Below are 21,522 nucleotides of genomic sequence, written 5' to 3' on the forward strand. Positions count from 1 at the left end.
TCTCCTGAGACAGAAACCGTCACCAATGTTCTGAGACAAGAACCGTCACCGAAGACCTGAGACATCACACACGAGACAGGGCGTGGCAGCACGTTTCTCATGCAGCAGGGTGTTTCTCGCGGTCTGACGGGTGGATGCTGGTGGCCGCCGCTATGGTTCGGAGCAAAGGAAATCGCGTGATATTGTTGTGAAGTTGAGTTCTTCGGAGCAAGACGCTCGCGCGAGTGGCGGAATGGTAGACGCGCTGGCTTCAGGTGCCAGTGTCCTTATGGACGTGGGGGTTCAAGTCCCCCCTCGCGCACGCGAATGAAATACGACTGGCCCGGTTCCTTTTAGGAGCCGGGCCTTTTCGTTTCTGGATGCCGGGGCCGCGTGCCTGGTTCGTTGAGATACGTCGAACAGCTAGGACAGTATCCGGCTGAAGAGGTCACCCTTGGAGATCACGTTCATCGACAGCGCGATGATGAGCGCATTGAAGAAGAACGCGAGCGTGGTGTGCCAAATGACGGTCCAGCGCATCCGAGAGCTCATGACCTGCACATCTGACGTGCCGAAGGTTGTCGCGTTCGTGAATGAGAAGTAGACGAAGTCGCTGAGGCGCGGCTCAGCCGTGCCGGGAAACATCAGGGGCGGCTCGGGTGCACGGTGGTAGCGCGAGTAGTAGATGCGCGCGAAGCCCCAGTTGAAGATTGCCCAGGAGAGCAGCATCGTCCAGATCGCACTGATCTCAACGATCGGATCGACCACTTCCTGACCGATGTTGACGATCAGCGCGGTTGCTTCGCGCAAACCGAGCGCGCTCGCGCCGAAGGTGAGAAGTGTAGAAAGCAGCCGGGTCAATGGGTGCATGATGAGCTTGCGTGTTGCGGGCGGCTCTGCGCGATCTGACCGTACGAGTACGTTCAGCCCGATGATGGTGACCACCAGGTATAGCGTCGCCAGGGCGCACCACAACAACACGACGAAGACGTCGAGGTCCCCATCCGTCGACAAGGACAGGTCGATACCGATGTACACGAGAGTCAGTTGCACGAGGAGACCGAAGATCTCTCCGGCGATACTGAGGCTCGACAAGAACCGAGCGCGGCGCGTTGTCAACGGTGAGGGAAGTTTCGAGACAGCGCGCATGTCGCTCATCCTATGGCGACGACTCTCAGATCCAGCCGCGCTCCTCGGCCGCCAGCACTGCCTGTCGAGCTCGCGCTCGGTGAGGAGGCTTCGTTCGTCAATGAGCGCATCGGCGGCGCCCGTTGATCAGCGAAACACCCGGCTGATGGCGCCGCCGGTCTGAAACAGCTGCAGCCACACGAAGAAGCGCTGCAGCGGGCTCAGCAGGAATCCGACGATGCGGCGCCAGCCGCCGCGACGCTGCCAGGATGACGTGAGAGTCACCTGCGTGCCGCCTGCTGCGGGCGAGAGTTCAATCCACACTGTGCGGAGATTGGGGTGCGCGGCGTCGGGAAACACGAACGACCAGACCACTGAGGTCGGCTCCAGCGCCTCGGCCCGCGTGACTCGCCGCCGCCGAAACGGCTCCTTTACCTTGGCGGGCTTGCCATCGGGGTACTCGGTGCGTGAGTGGACGATCCAGGAGTCGGCGGTCTCGACCTCGACGGTTCCGGCCTGCGGTTCCCACTCCGGCATCCGCTCAGCATCCGACACGAGTTCCCAGACATCAGCGATAGCGGCAGGGACGAAAACCTCGAATCTTCCTTGTACGGTGCTCTTCGAGGAAGTCGGATGCTGCGGAATCCGTTCGGCATCATCGAGCCGTTCAGTCACGGCGGCGGGTGTCGTCCCGACTCGTTCGAGGATTCCGGTGATCAGCCCGCTCGGCTCGGTCAGCAGCTCGCGCAGAATCGCCGCAGCATCTCCGGCGCGCCGACCGTCACCCGCGCGGGTCATGACCCCCAGCGCTCGCTCGCTCCATTCGTAGCCCTCGGTCTCGTGGAACGTGATGCGACCCGGTTCGTTCTGCTCGATCGAGACGCCGAGTGACTGCAGCTGAGCGGCGTGCTGCTGTCGGGCGGCGTCTCGCGCGGCATCCAGTGTGATTCCCAGCCCGCGCAGCACCTGACCGGCCTTCTGCTCACTGAGCAGCAGTGCGAACAGAAGGTGTTCGAGATCTGCTTCGCGGCGACCCTCACGGGACGCCTCTTCCATGGCGGTCGCACTCAGTGTCTGCATGGTCGCGGCGGCGGTCAGAAAGCGGCTCATGAGGTTCTCCTCGGGACGGGGATGGTCGGGTCGATGCGCTTGGCGTGCTTCTTGTGCACCGCTTGCCTGCTCACCCCGAGGGCGTCGGCGACCTCCTGCCAGCTCAGGCCCGACCGCAGCGCGGCCTCCACCTGCTTGAGCTCGAGAACATCGGCGAGAACGCGCAATGATGACACCGCGCGAAGGCCTGCCCGGGGATCGCTGAGGTCGGCGGCGATGTCCGCGATTGTCGTGGATTCCATAGTGTCAACCTATGTTGCTTAGATGGGCCCTGTCAACTCAGGTTGCTACATCTCGGGCGACTAGATTTGCAGTACCCCTCCCCTGATCTCACGGAGTCCCTCATTTCGCGTTCCGCACTTTCCCAGACCGCTGGACGCGGGGTCGTGGCATCACTTCTGGCATCCGTTCTTTTCGGTGTGATCAGCGTGCTGGGCGGCCATCTCGACGGTTTCGCGCCCGAGGAGACGACGGCCTGGCGTGTGCTGTTCGTCCTCATTTCACTCCTCGCGGTGAATGCATCAGCCCGGGCGCGCGGCCTGCTCAAAGCAGTCATGAAGCGCATCACGCGCAGCCCGAAGCTGCTGCTGATCGTTCTCGTCAACAGCGCCATCATGTGGGTGCAGTTGTGGGTATTCATGTGGGGGCCCGCCAACGGGCATGCGCAGGACATCGCCTTCGGATACTTCCTGCTGCCCCTGGTGATGGTCGTCGTCGGGCGGGTGTTCTTCCACGACCGGTTGAACAGGATGCAGTGGTGCGCGGTGGCGGCCGCCGGGGTGGGCGTGCTCGTGCAGCTGCTGATCGCCGGCGGCGTGAACTGGCCGGCCATGATCATCGCCGGCCTCTATCCGATCTACTTCGCCCTCCGCCGCTGGACAGGGCTCGATTCGATGCAGGTCTTCCTGATCGAGATCATCGTGCTCAGCGTGCCCGCAGTTGTCGTGATCGTCGTCTCCTACGCATCCGACCTCTCGCGCAGCATCCCGGATACCTGGCCGTCGCTGCTGCTGATGGCAGCGCTGAGCGGAGTCGCGATGACCTGCTACATCCTCGCCTCACGCCTGCTGCCGCTGTCCCTGTTCGGCCTGCTGTCCTACCTCGAACCGGTGCTGCTACTCGGCGCGGCGCTTCTGCTGGGTGAGACATTCACGACGAACGATGCGTTCGTGTACATCCCCATCGTCATCGCCCTCGTGCTGCTCGGCATCAGCGGACGCCATCGCCGCGGCCGCTCGCGCCGACACATCGAAGAGCCGCCGCTGTGAGCTCAGCATCAGCCACCCAATGCGGCGGTGAGCGCGGCGTCGACGTGTAGCGAGGTCGTGGGATAGACCGGCACTGCCGCATCGTCGGGGCCGATGAGCAGCTCGATCTCTGTACAGCCCAAAATGATCCCCTCGGCACCGCGGTCGACGAGATCTTCCATGACGCGCTGGTAGCGCTGCCGGGATTCCTCCCGGACGACGCCGTGCACGAGTTCGTCGTAGATCACGTCGTGCACTACCCGTCGCCCTGCTGCGTCCGGGACGATCGTGCGGATGCCGTGAGCACCGAGTCGATCCGCGTAGAACGGCCGCTCCATGGTGAAAGCCGTGCCCAGCAACCCGACGGTTCGCACACCGGAGGGGCGGATCGCCTCGGCCGTGACGTCGACGATGTGCAGGAACGGGATGCTGACGGCATCCTGTATCTGTTCTGCCACGAGATGCATGGTGTTGGTGCACAGCACCAGCAACTCGGCTCCCGCGTCTTCGAGGGCCCGGGCGCGCCCGGCGAGCAGTTGTGCGGCGGCATCCCAGTCGCCTCGCGCCTGCATCGCCTCGATCTCCGCGAAGTCCAGCGAATCCAGCAGAATTCGGGCGGAATGGTGCCCGCCCAGTCGATCCCTGACGCGCTCGTTCGCGAGGCGATACCACTCCAGCGACGATTCCCAGCTCATCCCGCCGAGCACACCGATCATCTTCATGGCATTACCTTTCGAGTCAGATCCAGCCGCGCTCTTCGGCCATCAGCACTGCCTGCTGGCGAGTGGCGACATGCAGCTTCGCGAGCATGGTCGAGATGTGATTGCGTACGGTGCCGGGCGCAAGCATCAGCGTGCGGGCGATCTGACTCGTCGTCTCGCCGCGTCGCCCCGCTCTGAGCACGTCGAGCTCACGATCGGTCAGGGGGCTGCGTTCATCGCTCAGCGCGTCGGCTGCCACCTCGGGATCGACATAGCGGGCGCCGGCGGCGACCCGGCGAATGACCTCGGCGACCTCGTCGGCTCCGCGAGACTTCGGTAAAAAGCCGGCGACTCCGGATGCCAGCGCTCGCCGAAGCACGCCGGGTCGGGCATGACGCGTCACCACCACACAGCGCGTTGCCGGCAGTGTGCGGCGCAGCCGTTCGGCTACCTCGACACCGTCCAGTCCTGGCATATCCAGATCGAGCAGGCAGATATCGGGCTGCAGCTTCTCAGCCATGACGACCGCCTGCTCACCATCAGCGCACTCGGCGACTACGTCGATATCGTCTTCCAAGCGCAGCAGTGCCGCCAGTGCCGAGCGGATCATCGCCTCGTCATCCGCGATCAGAACCTGGATCATCGCTTCTCCCCCGCTGTCGTCTCGCTGGGAACCAGCACCACGATCGAGAACTCGTGCTTGCCGCGATGCACCTGTGCTGAACCACCGACTTCGGCGACACGACGACTGATACCTTCCAGCCCCGATCCGTCGCTGCTGGGGGTCGTATCGGATGCGGAATCGTTCGCGATCTCGTAGCGCCACCGAGACCCGTCGCGCGTCAACGACAGATGCGCCCACTTGCCGCCGCCGTGCCGGAGAGCATTGGTCGTGGTCTCGCGGATGATCGGTCCGAGAACGGATGCCGGTGCGTGATCGGAGTCCGGATCCACCTCGGCGTCGGCAGTCGTGCCCGCAGCCCGCAACAGATCCACGGCATTGGCGATCTCATCGCGCAGCGGAACACCGCGAAAGCGCATGGCCAGATCGCGTGTGCCCTGTCGTGCTTCAGCGACGCTGGCACGGGCGAGCCGGATCTGATCGAGCGCAGCATCCGGGTCCTTCTCCAAAAGGCGCTCGGAAAGCTCGAGCTGCAAAGCGATCACCTGCAGATGATGCCCCTGCAAGTCATGCACGTCTGTCGCCACCCGCAGACGCTCCTGAGTGGCCCCGAGCCTCGACTCCGCGGCTCGAGCCCGGTCGAGCGTGGCGAGCACGTCCCACCACCACAGCGACGTCACCGTCATGGCGGGCAGCAGAATCGAGAAGAAACCGAGCATCCACCAGTTCCGCGCCGTTGCCTCGTCTGCGGTGTCAGTCATGCGCAGGTCGACGAACATCGCACCCGTCATCAGTGCCATCGCAACGATCACGAGCCGCAGGCGTACACCGCGTGGCCAATTCAGCAGCATCAGTGCCTGCACCAGGGGGAGCGCTCCGATGATCCACAGTCCGCTGGCGAGCCCTGCTCCGACGCCGACCGCAGCTGACACGGCGAGAGGCACGATGATTCCTCGCCACCCGGCAACGGCACCAGCGGTATCGTCACGGTGCCGATACTGCAGCAGTAGTGCGACACAGCTCGCACACCAGAGCAGGCCACCGACGCCGACTATCGCCAGGGCGGCAGGCGTGGCGTCGGTGCTGGACTGGACGCCGAACCAGATCAGCACGACCATGAACTGGAATACCATCAGGGCAGAAACCGTGTACCACCAGGTGGCGGAGATGCTCCGGGCGATGCGATGCGGCCCGGCCGTGGCCGTGGCCGAAAGACCCTCCGATTCGGCGGGTGACATACTGCTCATGCTCCCAGCCTATGGCCGTGACAATTGTCACCCGTCCACGTGCAAACCACCCGGACAGAGGTGACAGACAGACACTTATCGCCAGAGGCGAAACGCGATGAGATTGTCTTACACCGACATCCGGTGCATAACGACAGGAGCCGCCATGAACCTCATCGAGACTTTCCAGAACCTGGTCGCCCAAGTGCCCGAGCTGGTGCAGCCGCTCATCGTCGCGCTCGCCGGAGCAATCCCCTTCATCGAGGGCGAAGGCGCAGTCTCGATCGGCATCCTCGGTGGGATCAACCCGGTTGTCGCCGCGATCGCCGCCATCGCCGGAAACTTCGCCTGCGTCGCGATCCTGGTTCTCGTCAGCTCCAGCGCACGGACCGCAGTCGTCAACCGAAAGCGCGCTCGGGTGCTCGCCAGTGGGAACGCCGCTGACGCCGGTGTGGAAGAGATCGTGGATGCTGCGGTCGAAGACGAGAGCGCACGCAAGGCAGCGCGCCGCCAGAAGTTCCAGGGTGCACTCGAGCGCTACGGCGTTCCCGGCGTGAGCCTGCTCGGCCCGCTGCTGCTGCCCACACAGTTCACCGCGACCATGCTTGCCGCCATCGGTATCGGCAAGGTCCGCATCCTCATCTGGCAGGCCGTCGCCATCATCGGCTGGACGACCATCCTCGCCGTGCTCATCAGCGGCGTTGTCTCCGCGGTCGCCTAAGCGTTCCACTCCCCCGGCACCCCTGTCCCGGGCATCCCTGTCATCGTCTCGCCGGCCTCCGTCTCGCCGGGCAGCGCCACCGCGCAGCCCAGCGAACGCAGGCCGGCGATTCCGTTCTCGGCGTAGGCGGTGCGCTGGCGCTGCGCTCCGTTCCCGGAGCGCACAACGCGGTCAAGATGTTCCTGCACGAACGCGAGATCACCGCTTTCTTCCAATGCCGGTGTGATCGTGCGCAGCAACAGTGCGGCGAGGTCGCGAGCGGATGCCAGGGCGTCGGTCTCCGGATCGATGAGTGTGGCATCCAGACCATCACGCGAGGCGGCCCACAGCGAGGCCTGGATCGAATCGGTGCCCTGCGCGCGCGGATCACTGCCGATTGCGACCGCAGCGTGGCGGTGAGCGAAGGCGTGCAGGCCCTCCCGGAACGCGCGCAATTCTCGCCCGGCGTCCGCGAGCGTTGACACGGGGGATGTGGCGACCTCGATCTGTGAGGTGAGAACTCCTTCATCACCTCGCCGGAGCCGCTGGGCAAAGCCGTGCGTGCGGCGCTGCCCAGCGGAACGGGAACGAGGGTGTCCTCGTCGAGGAGCATGAACTCCTCCTCGATACCGAAACGCGTCATGCGATGGTTCCGGATTCAGTCGGTGCCGACGCCGTCAGTTCTTGAAGGCGTCCTTGACATCGTCGCCAGCCTTCTTCAGGTCGGCCTTGGCCTGATCGGCCTTACCCTCGGCTTCGAGCTTCTCGTTGTCGGTGAGCTTGCCGGCGGCTTCCTTCATGTGGCCGGCCATGTCTTCTGCGGCGTGCTTGGCCTTGTCTCCAATACCCATTGATCCGTTCCTTTCGTCGGGGATCTGTACAACCGACTCTCACACCGACGCGAAATTGTGGCGACGGGGTTGACGGGATGGATGCGGGCGACTAAAAGCCATGGGGCCTCAGTGTGACGGGCAGAGAAACACGGTCACTCAGTCCACGGGTTGTTTCGGATGATCTCGACGAAGTCAGTGCGTTCGTAGTCGGGCATGAAATGTGCCAGCACATCAGCGTTCACGTTGCCGAAAGTGCTGTCGGGGCGGTGAAGGTTTCCCTGTGTGAACGCCGCAAGAATCTGATTCTTGAAGTCCGGACGGGGATGGGCCTGAGTTACTTCAACACGGTGTGCTTCGCTGACGGAGTGGTACCAAATGCCCAGCACGTCGGTTTCGACTCCTGCGGTGAGAAGCGAGATCTCCGGTGCCATGAATTCGGGAACGCCGGGCGTGGTGTGGAGGGCAACGGCTGTCCACACGGATGCGGCACTTTCTTCGTCCACACCGCGATCGGTGAGGAAATCGCGGGCCGCATTTGCCCCGTCAACCTCGAACCGCAGTTGCGATGACGAGTACGCATCGGTGAGGCCGAGGTCATGGAACATCGCTCCGGCGTAGAGGAGTTCGAGATCGACGTCAAGACCGCGCTGCTCCCCCATGAGCGCGCCGAAAAGGAACACGCGGCGGGAATGGTGAAACAGCAGGTCGTTCTCGTGCTCGCGCACATAGTCGGTGATGTCACGCACTAGCGCCGTGTCGGGAATCTGGATGCCGGCGATGGTTTCGGTCATGGTGTGGCTCCTGGTGGTCAGTCTTGCCGAGTCTGACCAGTCTCGAACATATGCCCCGAGAGTGTGAGTGTCTGAATTGACAACTACCCCTCGAATATGGACATAGTGGGATATGTCCACTCGCGAGGTTGTATTTCTCATCTTCGACGGGGTGAAGCACCTCGATATCGCTGGCCCCGCAGAGGTGTTCACGGAGGCATCACGATTCGGAGCCGACTACCGACTTCGTTATGTCTCGGCCACAGGTGCGTCTGCACGAACGTCGATCGGGTCAACGTTTGCGGCAGACAGCGCCGCATCAGAGGTGAGCCGAGCCGACATCGTCGTGATCCCTGGTGGTGACGCGGTTCCGACGGAACCCATTCCGCCTGGTGTGCTGTCTGCCACCAGGCATATTGTCCGCGTCAGCGCTCGGGTTGCCTCGGTGTGCACGGGCACTTTTCTGCTCGCCGCGACGGGAGCGCTGGCCGGGAAGCGGGCGACGACGCATTGGGCGCATGCCGATCTTCTCGCTCGCATCTACCCGACGATCGAAGTCGATCCTGATGCGATATTCGTGCGTGATGGTGCCCTCTTCACCTCTGCGGGTGTCACGTCAGGAATCGACCTCGCTCTCGCTCTGATCGAGTCCGATCATGGCGTAGACCTGGCCCGCGATGTGGCTCGTCATCTGGTCGTGTACATGCAGCGTCCCGGCGGCCAGTCGCAGTACTCGGCGATGCTTGCTCACTCTCGCAGCAGTCAGGAGAACGTGCGGCGAGTCGTCGATAACGTCACGGCACATCCGGACGCAGCGCGTGGACTCGATGAACTCGCGCGCATCGCGGGGGTGAGTGCGCGACATCTGGCACGCCTATTCCGTACAGAACTGGATATGACGCCGACAGAGTTCGTGGAACAGACGCGCCTGGAACACGCAAAGGGGCTTCTGCTGAGCGGAGAGTCTGTGGATACCACTGCTCGGCGGACGGGATTTCACAACCCGGAAACGATGCGGCGACTGTTCGTCGCGCACACGGGGGTTCCGCCCAGCCAGTATCAGCAGCGCTTCGCCACCACCGGCCGCAGTTAGTCGACCTCAGCGCCCCGCGCTCGCTCCGGGGAAGCGGGCAGTCTCCACGTTTGAGCGATGTTCGACGGCGCCGACTTCACGCTGCTCGCCGGGGAGGGGCGAGGCGCCGGATCTAGATCCGTGCTGTGCGTCCCACCCCTTCCCGAACCTGCGATCCCTGCGGGATCAGTTCCCCACCTTCGCTGGACTCGCATTGCCGAGAACCTCGTCGACGAGTCGCACATCCTCCCCTACTGTGAAGGTGCATGCGCACGGGGTCTGATCGTCACCGTCATCCCCAGTTGACGGTTTGGTTCGTCCCCACACCCGAACGATCAACGCATGCGATGAGGTTCTCTCGAGCAGTTCAGTCCCCAATGGGCTGCTCGAGAGAACCGTTCTGGGAAAATCTTCCCACGTTTTTGGCGATTTGTCCCCCAAATGGGGGACAAGAGTGAGTTTTTCCCGCTAGGGTGTTTCTGACGCACCCCTCCGGTCGTCTTTGGCCCTCATCGCTCCCCCCGCGATGAGGGCCGTTTATTTTCGGTTCCGGAGCCTGTGCGCAAGTCCGCTCATGCAACATTTGGATTACCATCCGGGCCGAGCTATTCCCCTCGGGTCCTGCGCAGATAATGTGGGCAACGTCGGGGCACCCTGCGTCGACGACATTCCAGAAGAACGGCAGTACATGAGTACCCAAGGCACGGTTAAGTGGTTCAACTCGGAGAAGGGCTTCGGCTTTATCTCCCCCGATGACGGCGGCGCTGACGTCTTCGCGCACTACTCCGCCATTGAAGCAAGCGGCTACCGCTCACTCGACGAGAACCAGCGCGTCGAGTTCGAGGTGGCGCAGGGCCCCAAGGGCCTGCAGGCCGAGAACATCCGCCCCATCTGAGGGCCGAGCACAACACTCCCCGATCGAGCGCGCCACCAGCGTGGCTCGACGGGGAGTGTTGTGCTTTCTCGGGTGTTAGAGGCTCTCGTGCAGAAGCAGTGGCTGCAAAGCGGCCGGGTCGGCGGCGCGGAATGCTGCGGGATCACCTTCGGCTGAGTCGCCGAAGCCCCACTCGGAGAAGATGACGGGGATGCCGAACTCGGCTGCGCCCTCGACATCGTGGTGCCGGTCGCCGATGAGTACCGGCTTCGAGGTGTCGGCGCCAGCTTCCTGCAGTCGCTCCAGAGCCCAGCGGATGACGTCGGCCTTGCCGTCGTTGCGGCCCACAGTGCCGCTTCGCGCACCGGAGATCGCGGTGAACAGGTCGCTCAGGTTGTAATGGTCAAGGATCGCCCGCACCTGGTTCTCGGGCTTCGTGCTCGCCGTGGCCTGCGGGATGCCGGCGGCCGCGACCGCGCGAATCACGTCGGGGATGCCCGGGTAGATATCGACGGATGCCGCATACCCGTCGCGTGCGGCCAGCTCGCGGTAGCGGACGAGCGCGTCATCGGCCTGGTCCGGGGTGAGCCCGGCGAGGTTCTGGAACGATTCGTACAGCGGCGGACCGACCCAGCGGGGCATCGCGGCCGAATCGGGTGCTGCGACGCCGAAGGAGGCGAGCACTTCGAGCAGCCGCGGGAAGATGCCGGGAGTCGCGTCGGCGATCGTGCCGTCGACGTCCCAGAGCACGCAGGTGTAGGGAGAGAGAAGCATGCATCCAGCCTATGGCCGGGCCGTCGGCCGCCCGCCCGCCCGGTGCTGGGTGCCCACTCGCTCGGTGCACAACTCCTGAAGAATAGGCCGGATCGGGGCAGAACACCCCCTGATGCCCGCTACCCGGGGTGTTTTTCAGGAGTTATGAACGGCGACGAGGTCAGAAAAGGCGCGGAACGCCCGAGTCGATGCCCTTCATCTCGTCATAATCGAGGACGAGGCAGCGGATGCCACGGTCTTCAGCGAGCACCCGAGCCTGCGGCTTGATCTCCTGGGCTGCGAACACGCCGGTGATAGGAGCCAGGTGCGGATCGCGCCCGAGGAGCTCGAGATAACGTGTGAGCTGCTCGACGCCGTCGATGTCCCCGCGGCGCTTGATCTCGACCGCGATGGCAGCGCCGTCGGCATCCCGGACCATCAGATCCACCGGACCGATCGCCGTCGGATACTCGCGCCGCACCAGTGTTGCGCCCTCGCTGACAAGTTCGACCTGCTCGGCGAGCAGACGCTGCAGGTCGGCCTCCACGCCGTCCTTCTGCAGACCGGGATCGATACCGAGCTCATGCGCCGAGTCGTGCAGCACCTCGTAGATCTGCACGCGCAGCGCATCGCCGGTCTTCTTGTGGGTGACGCGCCACACCTCGAGCACGCCAGCGCTGCCCTCAGCCTCGGTCGGATCTTCGGTGGCGAGGGTGCACGGCGGGCTCATCCAGTTCAGCGGTTTGTAGCTGCCGCCGTCGGAGTGCACCAGCAGACTCCCGTCCCCCTTGTGCACGAGCAGTCGTGTGGCGAGGGGGAGGTGGGCGTTGAGCCGCCCGGTGTAATCCACGGAGCAGCGAGCAATGACGAGACGCACTCGACGAGCCTAACTGCCGTTGGAGGTATTGCGCGCTGCGGCGCCCGCCTTCGCGTTCAGCGCGAGCGGTTTCGCGGCCCCGGAGAACAGTCCGGATGCCACGACCAGCGCGACCAGGATGAACAGCGTGTTCAGCAGGCCGATGTGCTCGCTGATCAGGCCCAGAATCGGGGGACCGCCGAGGAACGCCACGTAGCCGATCGTCGCAGCTGCGCTCACTCGCGCAGCAGCCTTCGTCGGGTCATCGGCAGCAGCTGACATGCCCAGGGGGAACCCGAGCGAGGCGCCGACACCCCACAGCGCGGCTCCCACGAAGACGAGGGGGAGGGATGGTGCCAGGATGAACAGCAGGATGCCGGCGGCTGCGGCGACAGCGAGAACTCGCAGCACGAGCACGCGTCCGAATCTGTCCACCAGAGGACCGCCGAAGATCCGCACTGCCGTCATGCACACCGAGAAGACGGTCAGTGCCGCGGCCCCGATCGCCGTGCCCCCGCCGTGGTCTTCGGCAGCGCCGAGCGCGAGCCAGTCGTTCGCCCCGCCCTCAGCGAAGGACATACCGAGCATGACGACGCCGAGGGCGTAGGTGCGAGGTTCGCGCCACGCCGCCAGGGCCAGGTGCATGCGTTCACGCCAGTGCGGCTTGTCGCCGGGTTCGGCCGGATCGAGCCCGGCGTCGCGGTTGGGCACATTGGCGAAACACGCGAACGCGCCAATGAAGATGATTACGGCGACCACGAGTGCGTGCGTTGCGACGTCGAGGTGCCAGGTGGTGGCCACCCAGCCGAGACCGGCGCCGATGACGGTGCCGAAACTGAAGAATGCGTGGAACAGCGGCAGGATCGTCTTGCCCGCCTCCTGCTCGATGGCGGTGGCTTCGACGTTCATCATGATGTCGAGGCATCCGTTGCCGAACCCGAACAGGGCGAGACCGATGGTGACGAGCGGGAATGACGCGAACACGGTCGTGCCGACGCCGATCAAGACGAGACCGAGCGCGAGCATGATCATCATCGCCAGCATCCCGCGCCGCGCGCCGATGCGTGCCATCACGGCGGGCCCGGTCGAGATGCCGAGGATCGAGGCCACGCCCATGCCGAGCAGGAGCAGGCCGATCTGCGCGTTGTCGACGCCGAGCGCGGACTTGATGTCCGGCACACGCGAGGCCCAGGTCGCGATCGACGTGCCGCTGGCGAGGAAGATCGCGAAGATCGCGTTGCGCCAGCGAACGTACTGCGAACGGGTGAGAGCAAAGTCCATGAAAAGAGCGTATCGAATCGATTCGATCGATGGGAGCATTTCGAGATATCCTCGATGCATGACCGCCGATGCCGCCGCACGACGCGCAACGCTTGCCGATGTCGCTCGCCGCGCTGAAGTCTCCACGTCGACCGCGTCGGTCGTGTTCAGCGGCAAGACCAAGGTTTCGGATGCCACCCGCGAGCGTGTGCTCGCCGCAGCGGCGGCTCTCGGTTATGCCGGCCCCGACCCGCGAGCGGCGTCGCTGCGCATGGGGCGCAGCGGAATCGTCGCCGTCGTTCTCGAGGGCCAGTTGCGGGCGGCGTTCCTTGATCCGGTCACGATTCCGATGATGGATGGCCTCACCGATGCGCTCGCGTCGCTGGGCGCGGGTCTGCTTCTGCTGCGCGACGAGGTTGATGGCGCCCACGCGCCCGCGCTGACGACCGCGCCGGTGGATGCTGTCGTGCTGATCGGATGCTCGGGGCGAACACGGGAATCGCTGGAGGTCGTTCGAAGCCGCGGGCTTCCGGTTGTCGTCATCGAGGGCGACGCCGGGGAGGGAGTGCCGCAAATCACTCTGGACAACCGCGAGGCCGCAGCCGAAATAGCCCGCCATGTGCACGGTCTCGGGCACAAGCGCGTCGTCGCCGTCACCCTGCCGCTGAACAGCACAGCCGCCCGCGGACCGATCAGTGACGACCAGTGGAATGACGCCACTGTCGAGGTCAGCATCGACCGCTTCGACGGCATCCGTGATGTCTATCCCGACGTGCCGGCGTTCGCGGCTGCCGGCAGCTCGATCGACGAGGGTGTGATCGCCGGGCGTGCGCTGCTGGCTGATCCGGCGTCGCGTCCCACGGCGGTGCTGGCGCAAAGCGATCTGCTGGCTGCCGGCGTCATCCGTGCTGCCGAAGAGCTCGGCCTGCGCGTTCCGGAAGATGTGAGCGTGGCCGGTTTTGACGGTATCCGCGTCGACGGCATCGGCGAGCATGTGCTCACGACCATGGTGCAGCCCGCGTTTGAGAAGGGGCGCGCAGCGGGAGAGCAGATCGCCCGGATGCTGCGCGACGAGCCGTCGGCATCGTTGCACTTCACGTGCCGCTTTCGCGCGGGCACGACGACGGCGGCTCCCGCTCGAGTTTCGTAACGTTTCGTTTTCGGGTCTCCCGGGCGCTCTATTCGCAGATTCGAAACTAAACGCAACGTGAAAATACAACTTCATAAGTAAACGCAAGATGACGTCTCAGCCAATCTCGCTCAAACGAAGCGTCTTTCGGCCGGATCGACAGGTATCTCTAGAGAGGTACAGGTCAGCAATCTGGGTGGAGGACGCCGCGTGGGATCGATCGAGTTTCGAAGGATTACGAAGAGTTTCGGTGACAACACGGTCATCGATGACCTGAATCTGAAAATCGAAGATGGCTCGTTCACGGTTCTCGTAGGTCCGTCCGGGTGCGGCAAGACCACGCTTCTGCGGATGATCGCAGGACTCGAGACTCAAACCTCGGGACAGCTTCTGATCGACGGGCGGGACGCGACGCACACTCGCCCAGGTGAGCGGGACATCGCGATGGTCTTCCAGAACTACGCGATCTATCCGACCATGACCGTTCGCGGCAACATTGAATTCGGCTTGAAGAACAACAAAGTCGGACGCGCTGAACGCCGCGAGCTTGTTGAAAGCATCAGCGAGACCGTCGGTCTCGCGGACTACCTCGAACGCCGCCCGAGCACACTTTCCGGCGGTCAGCGGCAGCGGGTAGCGCTCGCCCGCGCGATGGTCAAAAAGCCTGGTGTCTTCCTCATGGATGAGCCGCTGTCGAACCTGGATGCCAAGCTCCGATTCCAGATGCGCGTGGAGCTCATCGAGCTGCACAAACTTCTCGGCACCACGTTTGTCTACGTCACGCACGATCAGGGTGAGGCCATGTCTATGGCAGACACGATCGTGTTGATGGACGCGGGGGCGGTGCAACAGCAGGCCGCACCTGAGGAGATGTACCGGCATCCGGCGAATGTCTTCACCGCGCAGTTCATGGGGATCCCGCCGATGAACGTCGCCGACGCCGATTCCGACGGCATCCGCATCGGCTTCCGGCCCGAGGATGCCCTGCTTTCCTACGGCCCCGTGACTGGGGAATTCTCGACGCGGGGCACCATCGTGACACGCGAGATGCTCGGTTCGGAGACGGTCTACCAGGTGCGCACGCAGAACCAAGTCTTCATGGTCAAGTCGACTGATTCGAGTCTTGACGTCGACCGAGAGGTGAACCTCGCAGTGGCCGCCGCGAACCTGGTGCGGTTCGGCACGGACGGCATCCGGATCGAATCCAATGCGGCGAGGATCCATGCCTGAGAACGTGGTGAGGGAAAAAACCGCGCACCGGGAGCAGACGAACCGGAGAGTGCCGAAGCGAATCAGGAGTTCGAGGACAGTGGGCTCACGCCTGCGGCCATATCTCATGGTCGCGCCGGTGCTCGTCGGAGTCGGTTTGTTCGTCTTGTACCCCATCATCTACCTGGGCCTTCTCAGCGTGCAGGACTACAACCTGCTCAACCCGGCGATGAATGAGTTCATCGGGTTCGACAATTACCTGGAGATATTCTCTCGCGGCGATTTCTACGTCGCGTTGGGTAACACCCTGATTTACACCCTGGGCACAGTCACGCTGACTCTGGCCTTCGCGATCATCTGTGCGCTGTTCCTGAAGAAGCACGGGGCGTTCAACTCCTTCGTGCAGGCGGGTATCTTTACTCCCCACATCATCTCGATCGTGTCGATCTCTCTGGTCTGGCTGCTGATGATGGAGCCGAGCTTCGGGCTGATCAACACCGTGCTCAAGTCGCTCGGGTTGCCGCCCTCGATGTGGCTTCAGAGCTCGGAAACCTCGATGCTCTCGATCATCATCGTCTCTGTCTGGCACAGCACCGGGTACTTCACGCTCATCGTGCTCGCCGCGTTGCACTCCATCCCCGCCACGATCTACGAAGCGGCCGCACTCGACAACGCCGGTGTGTTCCGAGTCTTCTTCCGCATCACGCTGCCGATGCTGTCTCCGCAGCTGTTCTTCATGCTGATCATTTCAACCATTGGCGCGTTAAAGGTCTTCGACACCGTGAACATCATGACCGGAGGCGGTCCGAACAACTCCACGACGACGCTCGCCTACTACATCTTCCAAAACCGCTCGAGCAACATCGGCTATGCCTCGGCGTCCGGCATTGTTCTCATGCTCCTCGTGGCGGTGTTCACCGTGGTCTACTTCCGCGTTCTCTCGAAGAAGGTGCATTACCAATGAGCATCGACATCAAAGAACCTGTTCTCGTCGCGCAGCCGGCGGAGCCCGAACGCGACGTCATCCTTCCCCCGCGCAAGCCGGTCCTGGCGGCTGTCGGGCGTGTGCTCGCCGTAATCCTCAAGATCCTTCTTCTGTTGAGTTTCATCGGACCTTTCCTCTGGATGCTGTCGACTTCGCTGCAGACAACAGATGAGACCATGCGGTTCCCCTTGACGCTGATTCCCGAGGTGCCGCAGTTCAGCAACTATGTCGATGCGATGACCGCTGGCCCCTTCTTGACGTACTTCCGCAACTCGGTTGTGGTCACCGGCAGCATCATCGTGTTGCAGTTGGCGCTCATGATCCCGGCGGCATATTCTTTCGCCCTGTACGAATTCCGGTTCAAGAAGATCCTGTTCGGCGTGGTCCTGTTGGCGTTCATGATCCCGGGCCAGGTGACCTTCATCCCGGTATATCTGATGATGGCTGACTGGGGCCTGATCCAGACCCTGATACCGCAGATCGTGCCGGCGATGACCAACGCATTCGGCGTCTTCCTGCTTCGTCAGTACTTCATGCAGGTGCCCAAGGAGATCATCGAGGCTGCGCGTCTGGACAACGCCAGCGAATGGCGGATCATGTTCCGCATCATGGTCCCGATGTCGATCCCCGCGTTGGCAACCGTCGTGCTGTTCAGTTTCGTCTCCCATTGGAACGACTACTTCTGGCCTCTGGTGATGACCGACTCGGCGGATGTGCGGCCGTTGCCGATCGGTATCGCGATGCTGCGCCAGACCGAGGGCATCAGCCAGTGGAACGTAATTATGGCCGGAAACGTCATCCTCGTCGTGCCGATTCTGATCATCTACTTCTTCGCGGCGAAGCACATCATCCGTGCCTTCGCATACTCCGGGATCAAATGATCGTCCCCCTGAACCATTCCTTTCCCTGAAACATCCCTGTTCCGCGCGCTTGCGCACATCACGAAAGTTAGGAAATCCATGAAGATCTCGAAGGCGGTACGCACAGGCCTTGGCCTCGTGGCTGTGGCCTCGTTGGTTTCGCTCGTCGGTTGCTCGAGCAGCGGCGGCAATGACGGTGAGTCGTCCTCGGACGGCCCTGTCACGATCCAATTTTGGCACTCGATGGGCGGCGCGAACGGTGAGAGCCTTGATCGCGTCGTCGAAACGTACAACGAGTCGCAGGATGATGTCGATGTCGTCGCCACATTCCAGGGCGGCTACGGAGAGGCACTCACCAAGCTGCAGCAGGCGATTCCCGCAGGAACCGCGCCGGACATCTCAATGCTCGAGCGTGCGTTCGTGCCGCTCCTCGCGGAGTCCAAGGTGCTCGCCGATATCAATCCGTACCTCGAATCGTCCGGCATGTCGGAAGACGATTTCGTCGAGGGACTGATGGGCAACGTCACCTTCGACGGCGAGTTGAATGCCATCCCGTTCAACCGCTCGAGCCCGATGCTGCATGTCAACAAGACGGCGCTGGACGAGGCCGGGCTTGAGATCCCGACGACATGGGAGGAGCTCGAGACGGTCGCCAACGCGCTCGTGGTGAAGGAGGGCGAAGAGGTCTCCCGATACGGCGTCACGATGAACTATGAAAGCTGGTGGCCGATCTCGCTCATCGTTCAGCAGGGTGGTGGCTTCTTCAACGAGGACGCTACTGACCTCGGCTTCGATGAAGAGGGTGTGGAGGCATTCGACTTCATCAAGGGCATGCAGGAGACCGACGCACTGTACTACCCGCCGACGACCGATTCCGGAACGGTGGTGTCGCAGATGTTCCTGAGCGACCGAGTCGCGATGGTGATCAACTCCAGTGGCAGCATCGGCGGCTATATCGAGGGTGCCGATTTTGACTACCAGACAGCATTCCTCCCCGAGGGTGAGCGTGCAGCGGCACCCACCGGAGGCGCGAATCTCATCATGCTCGAGGCGTCTGATAAGAAGGATGCCGCATGGACGTTCCTCGAATGGCTGGTGACGGACCCAGAGGGTGGCGCTCAGTTCATCATGGACACCGGCTATGTTCCCTTCACGCCTGCGATGGCGGAGTCCGATGCGTTCCAGGAGCTGTTCGAGGCTGAGCCGCAGCGTGAGGTGGCGTACGAGCAGCTCGACAACTCGATCGACACCAACAACAGTGCGCACTTCGCTGAGGTCGACGCAGAGTTCCTCAGCACGATCCAGGCGATCATGTACGACGACGCCGATATCGAGGGGTCGCTGGCCGAGTTCCGTCAGCGCGCACAGGCGATCCTGGCCGACTGAGCAGTCTACGAAGACGGCCCGGGTGGGCGTGAGCCCGCCCACCCGGGCCCGGATGAACGGAAGAGCAATGAAGATCAGAGGCATCGCCCACCGCGGATATTCGGGCAAGCACCCCGAGAACACACTCACCGCGCTGAGGGCAGCGGTGGACTTGAACTACAGCCACGTCGAGTTCGACGTGCAGCTGACACGCGATGGCATCCCCGTCTTGATGCACGACTACACGGTCGACAGGATCGCCGGTCGCCCGGGGGCAGGTGCCGTAGCTGATCTGACGCTGGCCGAGCTGCAGTCATTTGAGCTTCCCGGGGGTGAGCGTGTGGCGACGCTGGAGGACGCGCTCAACCTCGTCCACGGCAGGATCACCGCGATGGTGGAGATCAAGCAGGCAGGCCACCTGTATCCCAGGCTTGAGCAGAAGACCCTCGAGTTGCTGCACTCGACAGGGGTAGCCGATGACTGCATCGTCATCAGCTTCGATCACTTCGCCATTCAGCGACTGCGACGCCTCGACGATGACATCCCGCTAGGGCTGACCAGCAGCTGCGCTATGCCATATGTCTTTGACTTCATGGACGAGACGCGGTGCGAGTTGCTGGGCGTGCCCGTGCGAATGCTGACACCGGAGTACGCCCGTATGATCTCTGATCGCGGACACATCGTGGGCCCGTGGGTGGTCAACTCGATCTCGGACATGGAGCTCATTGCTGCTTCCTATCCCGACACGCTGATCACGACCGATGAGCTGGAGCGTTGGTCTGAGTTCTATCTGTCTCATCCGGAGCTGCACCGCGAGGGAACCGCATGACTGCCGTTGGTGCCAACCAGCCGATGATGACTGCAGCTGTGCTGCACGGTCCGAACGACCTGCGCGTCGAGCAGATTCCGCGACCAGCTCCCGGCCCCGGCGAGGTACTGGTCCGCGTCATGGTCAGCGGAATCTGCGGATCCGACCTGCCACGCGTGCTCGCAGGCGGCGCGCACTTCTATCCACTCGTGCTCGGCCACGAGTTCTCGGGAATCGTGGCCGAGCGCGGCGCCGGCGTATCGACAGCTGTCGGCACTCGCGTGGCGGGTGCGCCGCTGCTGCCGTGTCGGGACTGCGAGCACTGCGAACGCGGTCACTTCAGCCAGTGCGGGCAGTACTCCTTTCTCGGATCACGCATCAATGGTGCGTGGGCGCAATACGTCGTCGTGCCGGAGACCAACGTGCTGCCAATCGCGGACAGCATTTCGTTCGAGTCGGCTGCAATGATCGAGCCGTCCTCCGTCGCGCGCCACGCCTTCTCGCTGGCCGAATATGCCGGTGGCGGTCGTGTCGCGGTCGTCGGGGCGGGCAACATCGGGGTCATGGCGATTCAGTGGGCGCGCATTCTCGGTGCCGAGCAGATCACCGCGTTCGATGTTGACGACTTACGGTTGCAGACGGCAACACAACTGGGCGCGCATCTGGTCGTGCGGCCCGATCAAGAGAGCGATCTCTGGTTGGATGCCACGGAGGGTCAGGGCTTCGATCTTGTGATCGAATCGTCCGGCGTTGCGGAGACATTCGCCCAGACTCTGCAACTGGTCGCGAAGAAGGGGCAGATCGCCTTCGTCGGCACGCCGACCCGAGCGGTCTCCTTCGAACCAAGCGTGTTCGAGCTCCTCAACCGCAAAGAGGCGAAGATCGTCGGCTCGTGGATGTCGTACAGCGACCCGTTCCCGGGACTGGAATGGACCGAGACCATAAGCGAGCTCGAAAGTGGACGGTTGGTGTGCGAAGACTTCGTCGCGGCACGTATACCGCTGAACGACGCAGATCAGGCCTTCGATCTTTTTCGCGCTGATGAACCCGTTCGTGGGAAAGTGCTGTTGTGCGATGCAGGGTACTTGGCGACCGGGAGAGGGTGATCGGATGATGGTCAAAGAGGAACGTCGTCGCTATCTAGCGATCGAACGGCGGGAGCTGATCCTGGATCTGCTCCGCGAGCACCGAAGCGTTGAGGTGTCGGCTCTCTCAGAGGAGCTCGGTGTCTCTGAGGTCACAGTTCGCAAGGACCTCGAGAAGCTTGAGATTGAGCGGCTCATCGTGCGCAGCCATGGCGGGGCCGTTCTCAGCGCCGGACTTCTCATCGAACCCTCGTTCGTGGAGAAGGATGATCAGCTGGCCGAAGAGAAGGCAGCGATCGCCGCCGAGGCCGCATCCTTGGTCGGTGACGATTCCATCGTCGCGCTCGCGACCGGCACGACCGTCGGTCGGCTGCCAGCGATGCTGGCGGGCCGTGGAGGTCTGCGAGTGGTCACTAACGCCGTCAACGTCGCAACAGCCTTCCTTCCTCATGGTGTGGATGTCTTCCTCACCGGAGGAACGATCCGCCCTCGCACCTTTGGTCTTATCGGCGAGGTGGCGGAGCGCTCGTTGGATGGTGTGATGTGCGATTTCGCGTTCATCGGCACGAACGGCATCAGCTTGGAGAGCGGGCTCACGACCCCGAACATGGACGAGGCTCGTGTTGTACGCGCCATGATGAACAGCGCGCGCCGCGTGGTTCTGCTCGCAGACCACAGCAAGTTCCCGCACACCGCGTTCTACCGCATCACGCCGGCAGAGCGTGTGCACATGATCATCACAGACGCCGGAGCACCCGTTGACGAGGTCGAGCGGTTGCGCGCGGCTGGGATCGAGGTACGCGTCGTCTGAACAGGAGAACGACACCTCGCCTGTTCGTGATGACGGTCGACGGACGCTGGTCCCGGTCGAAAGTTCGAAGCCCATTTGGGGATGGCGTGACTGCGCGCCGGGTAAACTGTGAAAAACCCCTGCCCGCCAGTGCCGCAAG

At 63.2% G+C, this 21,522-nt stretch carries 24 protein-coding genes and 1 tRNA gene; 13 read left to right on the forward strand and 12 right to left on the reverse strand.

Annotation, left to right across the window (positions count from 1 at the left end; all coding sequences use genetic code 11):
• The first annotated feature begins 218 nt into the window (after positions 1-218).
• Positions 219-301: transfer RNA gene (locus ACW5CM_RS15535), tRNA-Leu, on the forward strand.
• Positions 302-402: 101 nt separating this feature from the next.
• Here the strand turns inward: ACW5CM_RS15535 and ACW5CM_RS15540 are convergent.
• The 3 genes from ACW5CM_RS15540 to ACW5CM_RS15550 all read right to left on the reverse strand — a co-directional run bounded on the left by ACW5CM_RS15540 (position 403) and on the right by ACW5CM_RS15550 (position 2,459).
• Positions 403-1,128 carry a DUF1345 domain-containing protein gene (locus tag ACW5CM_RS15540; protein ID WP_457125556.1) on the reverse strand — a complete coding sequence of 242 codons (726 nt, stop codon included), beginning with the start codon at positions 1,126-1,128 and terminating at the stop codon, positions 403-405.
• A 126-nt stretch (positions 1,129-1,254) separates the two neighbouring features.
• Positions 1,255-2,217 (reverse strand): SRPBCC family protein, encoded by a 963-nt coding sequence (locus ACW5CM_RS15545; protein WP_457125557.1) that lies wholly within the window; start codon positions 2,215-2,217, stop codon positions 1,255-1,257.
• Positions 2,214-2,459, reverse strand: a complete 246-nt coding sequence (locus ACW5CM_RS15550; protein ID WP_438252457.1) for a hypothetical protein — start codon at positions 2,457-2,459, stop codon at positions 2,214-2,216. Before ACW5CM_RS15550 ends, ACW5CM_RS15545 begins: the two co-directional genes overlap by 4 nt.
• 144 nt (positions 2,460-2,603) lie before the next feature.
• On the opposite strand from ACW5CM_RS15550, the gene rarD reads away from it, so the two are divergent.
• Positions 2,604-3,485: an EamA family transporter RarD gene (gene rarD, locus ACW5CM_RS15555; protein ID WP_457125558.1), complete on the forward strand. Its 882-nt coding sequence runs from the start codon at positions 2,604-2,606 to the stop codon at positions 3,483-3,485.
• An 8-nt stretch (positions 3,486-3,493) separates the two neighbouring features.
• Here the strand turns inward: rarD and ACW5CM_RS15560 are convergent, their stop codons facing one another.
• From ACW5CM_RS15560 to ACW5CM_RS15570, 3 genes are read right to left on the reverse strand one after another with little or no spacing between them, the layout of a single operon-like run.
• Entirely contained in the window at positions 3,494-4,186 is a 693-nt protein-coding gene (locus ACW5CM_RS15560; RefSeq protein WP_438252459.1) for an aspartate/glutamate racemase family protein, read from the reverse strand.
• Positions 4,187-4,202: 16 nt separating this feature from the next.
• A complete protein-coding gene (locus tag ACW5CM_RS15565) occupies positions 4,203-4,808 on the reverse strand; it encodes a response regulator (RefSeq protein ID WP_457125559.1) in 606 nt (201 codons plus the stop codon).
• Entirely contained in the window at positions 4,805-6,034 is a 1,230-nt protein-coding gene (locus ACW5CM_RS15570) for a sensor histidine kinase (RefSeq protein ID WP_457125560.1), read from the reverse strand. Before ACW5CM_RS15570 ends, ACW5CM_RS15565 begins: the two co-directional genes overlap by 4 nt.
• A 145-nt stretch (positions 6,035-6,179) precedes the next feature.
• Between ACW5CM_RS15570 and ACW5CM_RS15575 the strand changes: the two genes are divergently transcribed.
• Positions 6,180-6,734 (forward strand): small multidrug efflux protein, encoded by a 555-nt coding sequence (locus tag ACW5CM_RS15575; protein WP_438252462.1) that lies wholly within the window; start codon positions 6,180-6,182, stop codon positions 6,732-6,734.
• On the opposite strand, the gene ACW5CM_RS15580 is transcribed toward ACW5CM_RS15575, so the two are convergent.
• The 3 genes from ACW5CM_RS15580 to ACW5CM_RS15590 all read right to left on the reverse strand — a co-directional run bounded on the left by ACW5CM_RS15580 (position 6,731) and on the right by ACW5CM_RS15590 (position 8,337).
• The gene (locus ACW5CM_RS15580) at positions 6,731-7,198 is read right to left on the reverse strand and encodes a glutamate-cysteine ligase family protein (protein ID WP_438252463.1); all 468 of its coding nucleotides are present in this window, start codon (positions 7,196-7,198) and stop codon (positions 6,731-6,733) included. The two genes, ACW5CM_RS15575 and ACW5CM_RS15580, sit on opposite strands and share 4 nt — an antisense overlap.
• A 192-nt stretch (positions 7,199-7,390) precedes the next feature.
• Positions 7,391-7,564 carry a CsbD family protein gene (locus tag ACW5CM_RS15585; protein WP_438252464.1) on the reverse strand — a complete coding sequence of 58 codons (174 nt, stop codon included), beginning with the start codon at positions 7,562-7,564 and terminating at the stop codon, positions 7,391-7,393.
• A gap of 134 nt (positions 7,565-7,698) precedes the next feature.
• The gene (locus ACW5CM_RS15590) at positions 7,699-8,337 is read right to left on the reverse strand and encodes an HD domain-containing protein (protein WP_438252465.1); all 639 of its coding nucleotides are present in this window, start codon (positions 8,335-8,337) and stop codon (positions 7,699-7,701) included.
• Between the two features lie 112 nt (positions 8,338-8,449).
• On the opposite strand from ACW5CM_RS15590, the gene ACW5CM_RS15595 reads away from it, so the two are divergent.
• Complete coding sequence (locus tag ACW5CM_RS15595; protein WP_457125561.1) at positions 8,450-9,409, forward strand: GlxA family transcriptional regulator; 960 nt, start codon at positions 8,450-8,452, stop codon at positions 9,407-9,409.
• Between the two features lie 667 nt (positions 9,410-10,076).
• On the forward strand, positions 10,077-10,283 hold the full coding sequence (locus ACW5CM_RS15600; protein WP_033105552.1) for a cold-shock protein: 207 nt from the start codon (positions 10,077-10,079) through the stop codon (positions 10,281-10,283).
• A gap of 75 nt (positions 10,284-10,358) precedes the next feature.
• On the opposite strand, the gene ACW5CM_RS15605 is transcribed toward ACW5CM_RS15600, so the two are convergent.
• The 3 genes from ACW5CM_RS15605 to ACW5CM_RS15615 form a co-directional block, all read right to left on the reverse strand.
• A complete protein-coding gene (locus tag ACW5CM_RS15605) occupies positions 10,359-11,036 on the reverse strand; it encodes an HAD hydrolase-like protein (protein WP_457125562.1) in 678 nt (225 codons plus the stop codon).
• 160 nt (positions 11,037-11,196) lie between these two features.
• Positions 11,197-11,892, reverse strand: a complete 696-nt coding sequence (gene nucS, locus ACW5CM_RS15610; RefSeq protein WP_438252468.1) for an endonuclease NucS — start codon at positions 11,890-11,892, stop codon at positions 11,197-11,199.
• Positions 11,893-11,901: 9 nt separating this feature from the next.
• A complete protein-coding gene (locus tag ACW5CM_RS15615) occupies positions 11,902-13,152 on the reverse strand; it encodes an MFS transporter (protein ID WP_457125563.1) in 1,251 nt (416 codons plus the stop codon).
• Positions 13,153-13,210: 58 nt separating this feature from the next.
• On the opposite strand from ACW5CM_RS15615, the gene ACW5CM_RS15620 reads away from it, so the two are divergent.
• The 8 genes from ACW5CM_RS15620 (at position 13,211) to ACW5CM_RS15655 (ending at position 21,383) form a co-directional block, all read left to right on the forward strand.
• Positions 13,211-14,281 carry a LacI family DNA-binding transcriptional regulator gene (locus ACW5CM_RS15620; protein WP_457125564.1) on the forward strand — a complete coding sequence of 357 codons (1,071 nt, stop codon included), beginning with the start codon at positions 13,211-13,213 and terminating at the stop codon, positions 14,279-14,281.
• 189 nt (positions 14,282-14,470) lie between these two features.
• Entirely contained in the window at positions 14,471-15,490 is a 1,020-nt protein-coding gene (locus ACW5CM_RS15625; RefSeq protein WP_438252471.1) for an ABC transporter ATP-binding protein, read from the forward strand.
• Between the two features lie 79 nt (positions 15,491-15,569).
• On the forward strand, positions 15,570-16,433 hold the full coding sequence (locus tag ACW5CM_RS15630; protein WP_457125565.1) for a carbohydrate ABC transporter permease: 864 nt from the start codon (positions 15,570-15,572) through the stop codon (positions 16,431-16,433).
• Positions 16,430-17,335, forward strand: coding sequence for a carbohydrate ABC transporter permease (locus ACW5CM_RS15635; RefSeq protein ID WP_438252473.1), 906 nt, complete (start codon positions 16,430-16,432; stop codon positions 17,333-17,335). The genes ACW5CM_RS15630 and ACW5CM_RS15635 overlap by 4 nt, the downstream gene beginning before the upstream one ends.
• 78 nt (positions 17,336-17,413) lie before the next feature.
• Entirely contained in the window at positions 17,414-18,700 is a 1,287-nt protein-coding gene (locus ACW5CM_RS15640; RefSeq protein ID WP_457125566.1) for an ABC transporter substrate-binding protein, read from the forward strand.
• 67 nt (positions 18,701-18,767) lie between these two features.
• On the forward strand, positions 18,768-19,508 hold the full coding sequence (locus ACW5CM_RS15645; protein WP_457125567.1) for a glycerophosphodiester phosphodiesterase: 741 nt from the start codon (positions 18,768-18,770) through the stop codon (positions 19,506-19,508).
• Positions 19,505-20,593 (forward strand): galactitol-1-phosphate 5-dehydrogenase, encoded by a 1,089-nt coding sequence (locus ACW5CM_RS15650; protein WP_457125568.1) that lies wholly within the window; start codon positions 19,505-19,507, stop codon positions 20,591-20,593. The genes ACW5CM_RS15645 and ACW5CM_RS15650 overlap by 4 nt, the downstream gene beginning before the upstream one ends.
• Before the next feature lie 4 nt (positions 20,594-20,597).
• A complete protein-coding gene (locus ACW5CM_RS15655; protein ID WP_438252477.1) occupies positions 20,598-21,383 on the forward strand; it encodes a DeoR/GlpR family DNA-binding transcription regulator in 786 nt (261 codons plus the stop codon).
• Positions 21,384-21,522: the final 139 nt, after the last annotated feature.

The organism is Microbacterium wangyouchuni, from assembly GCF_054072595.1.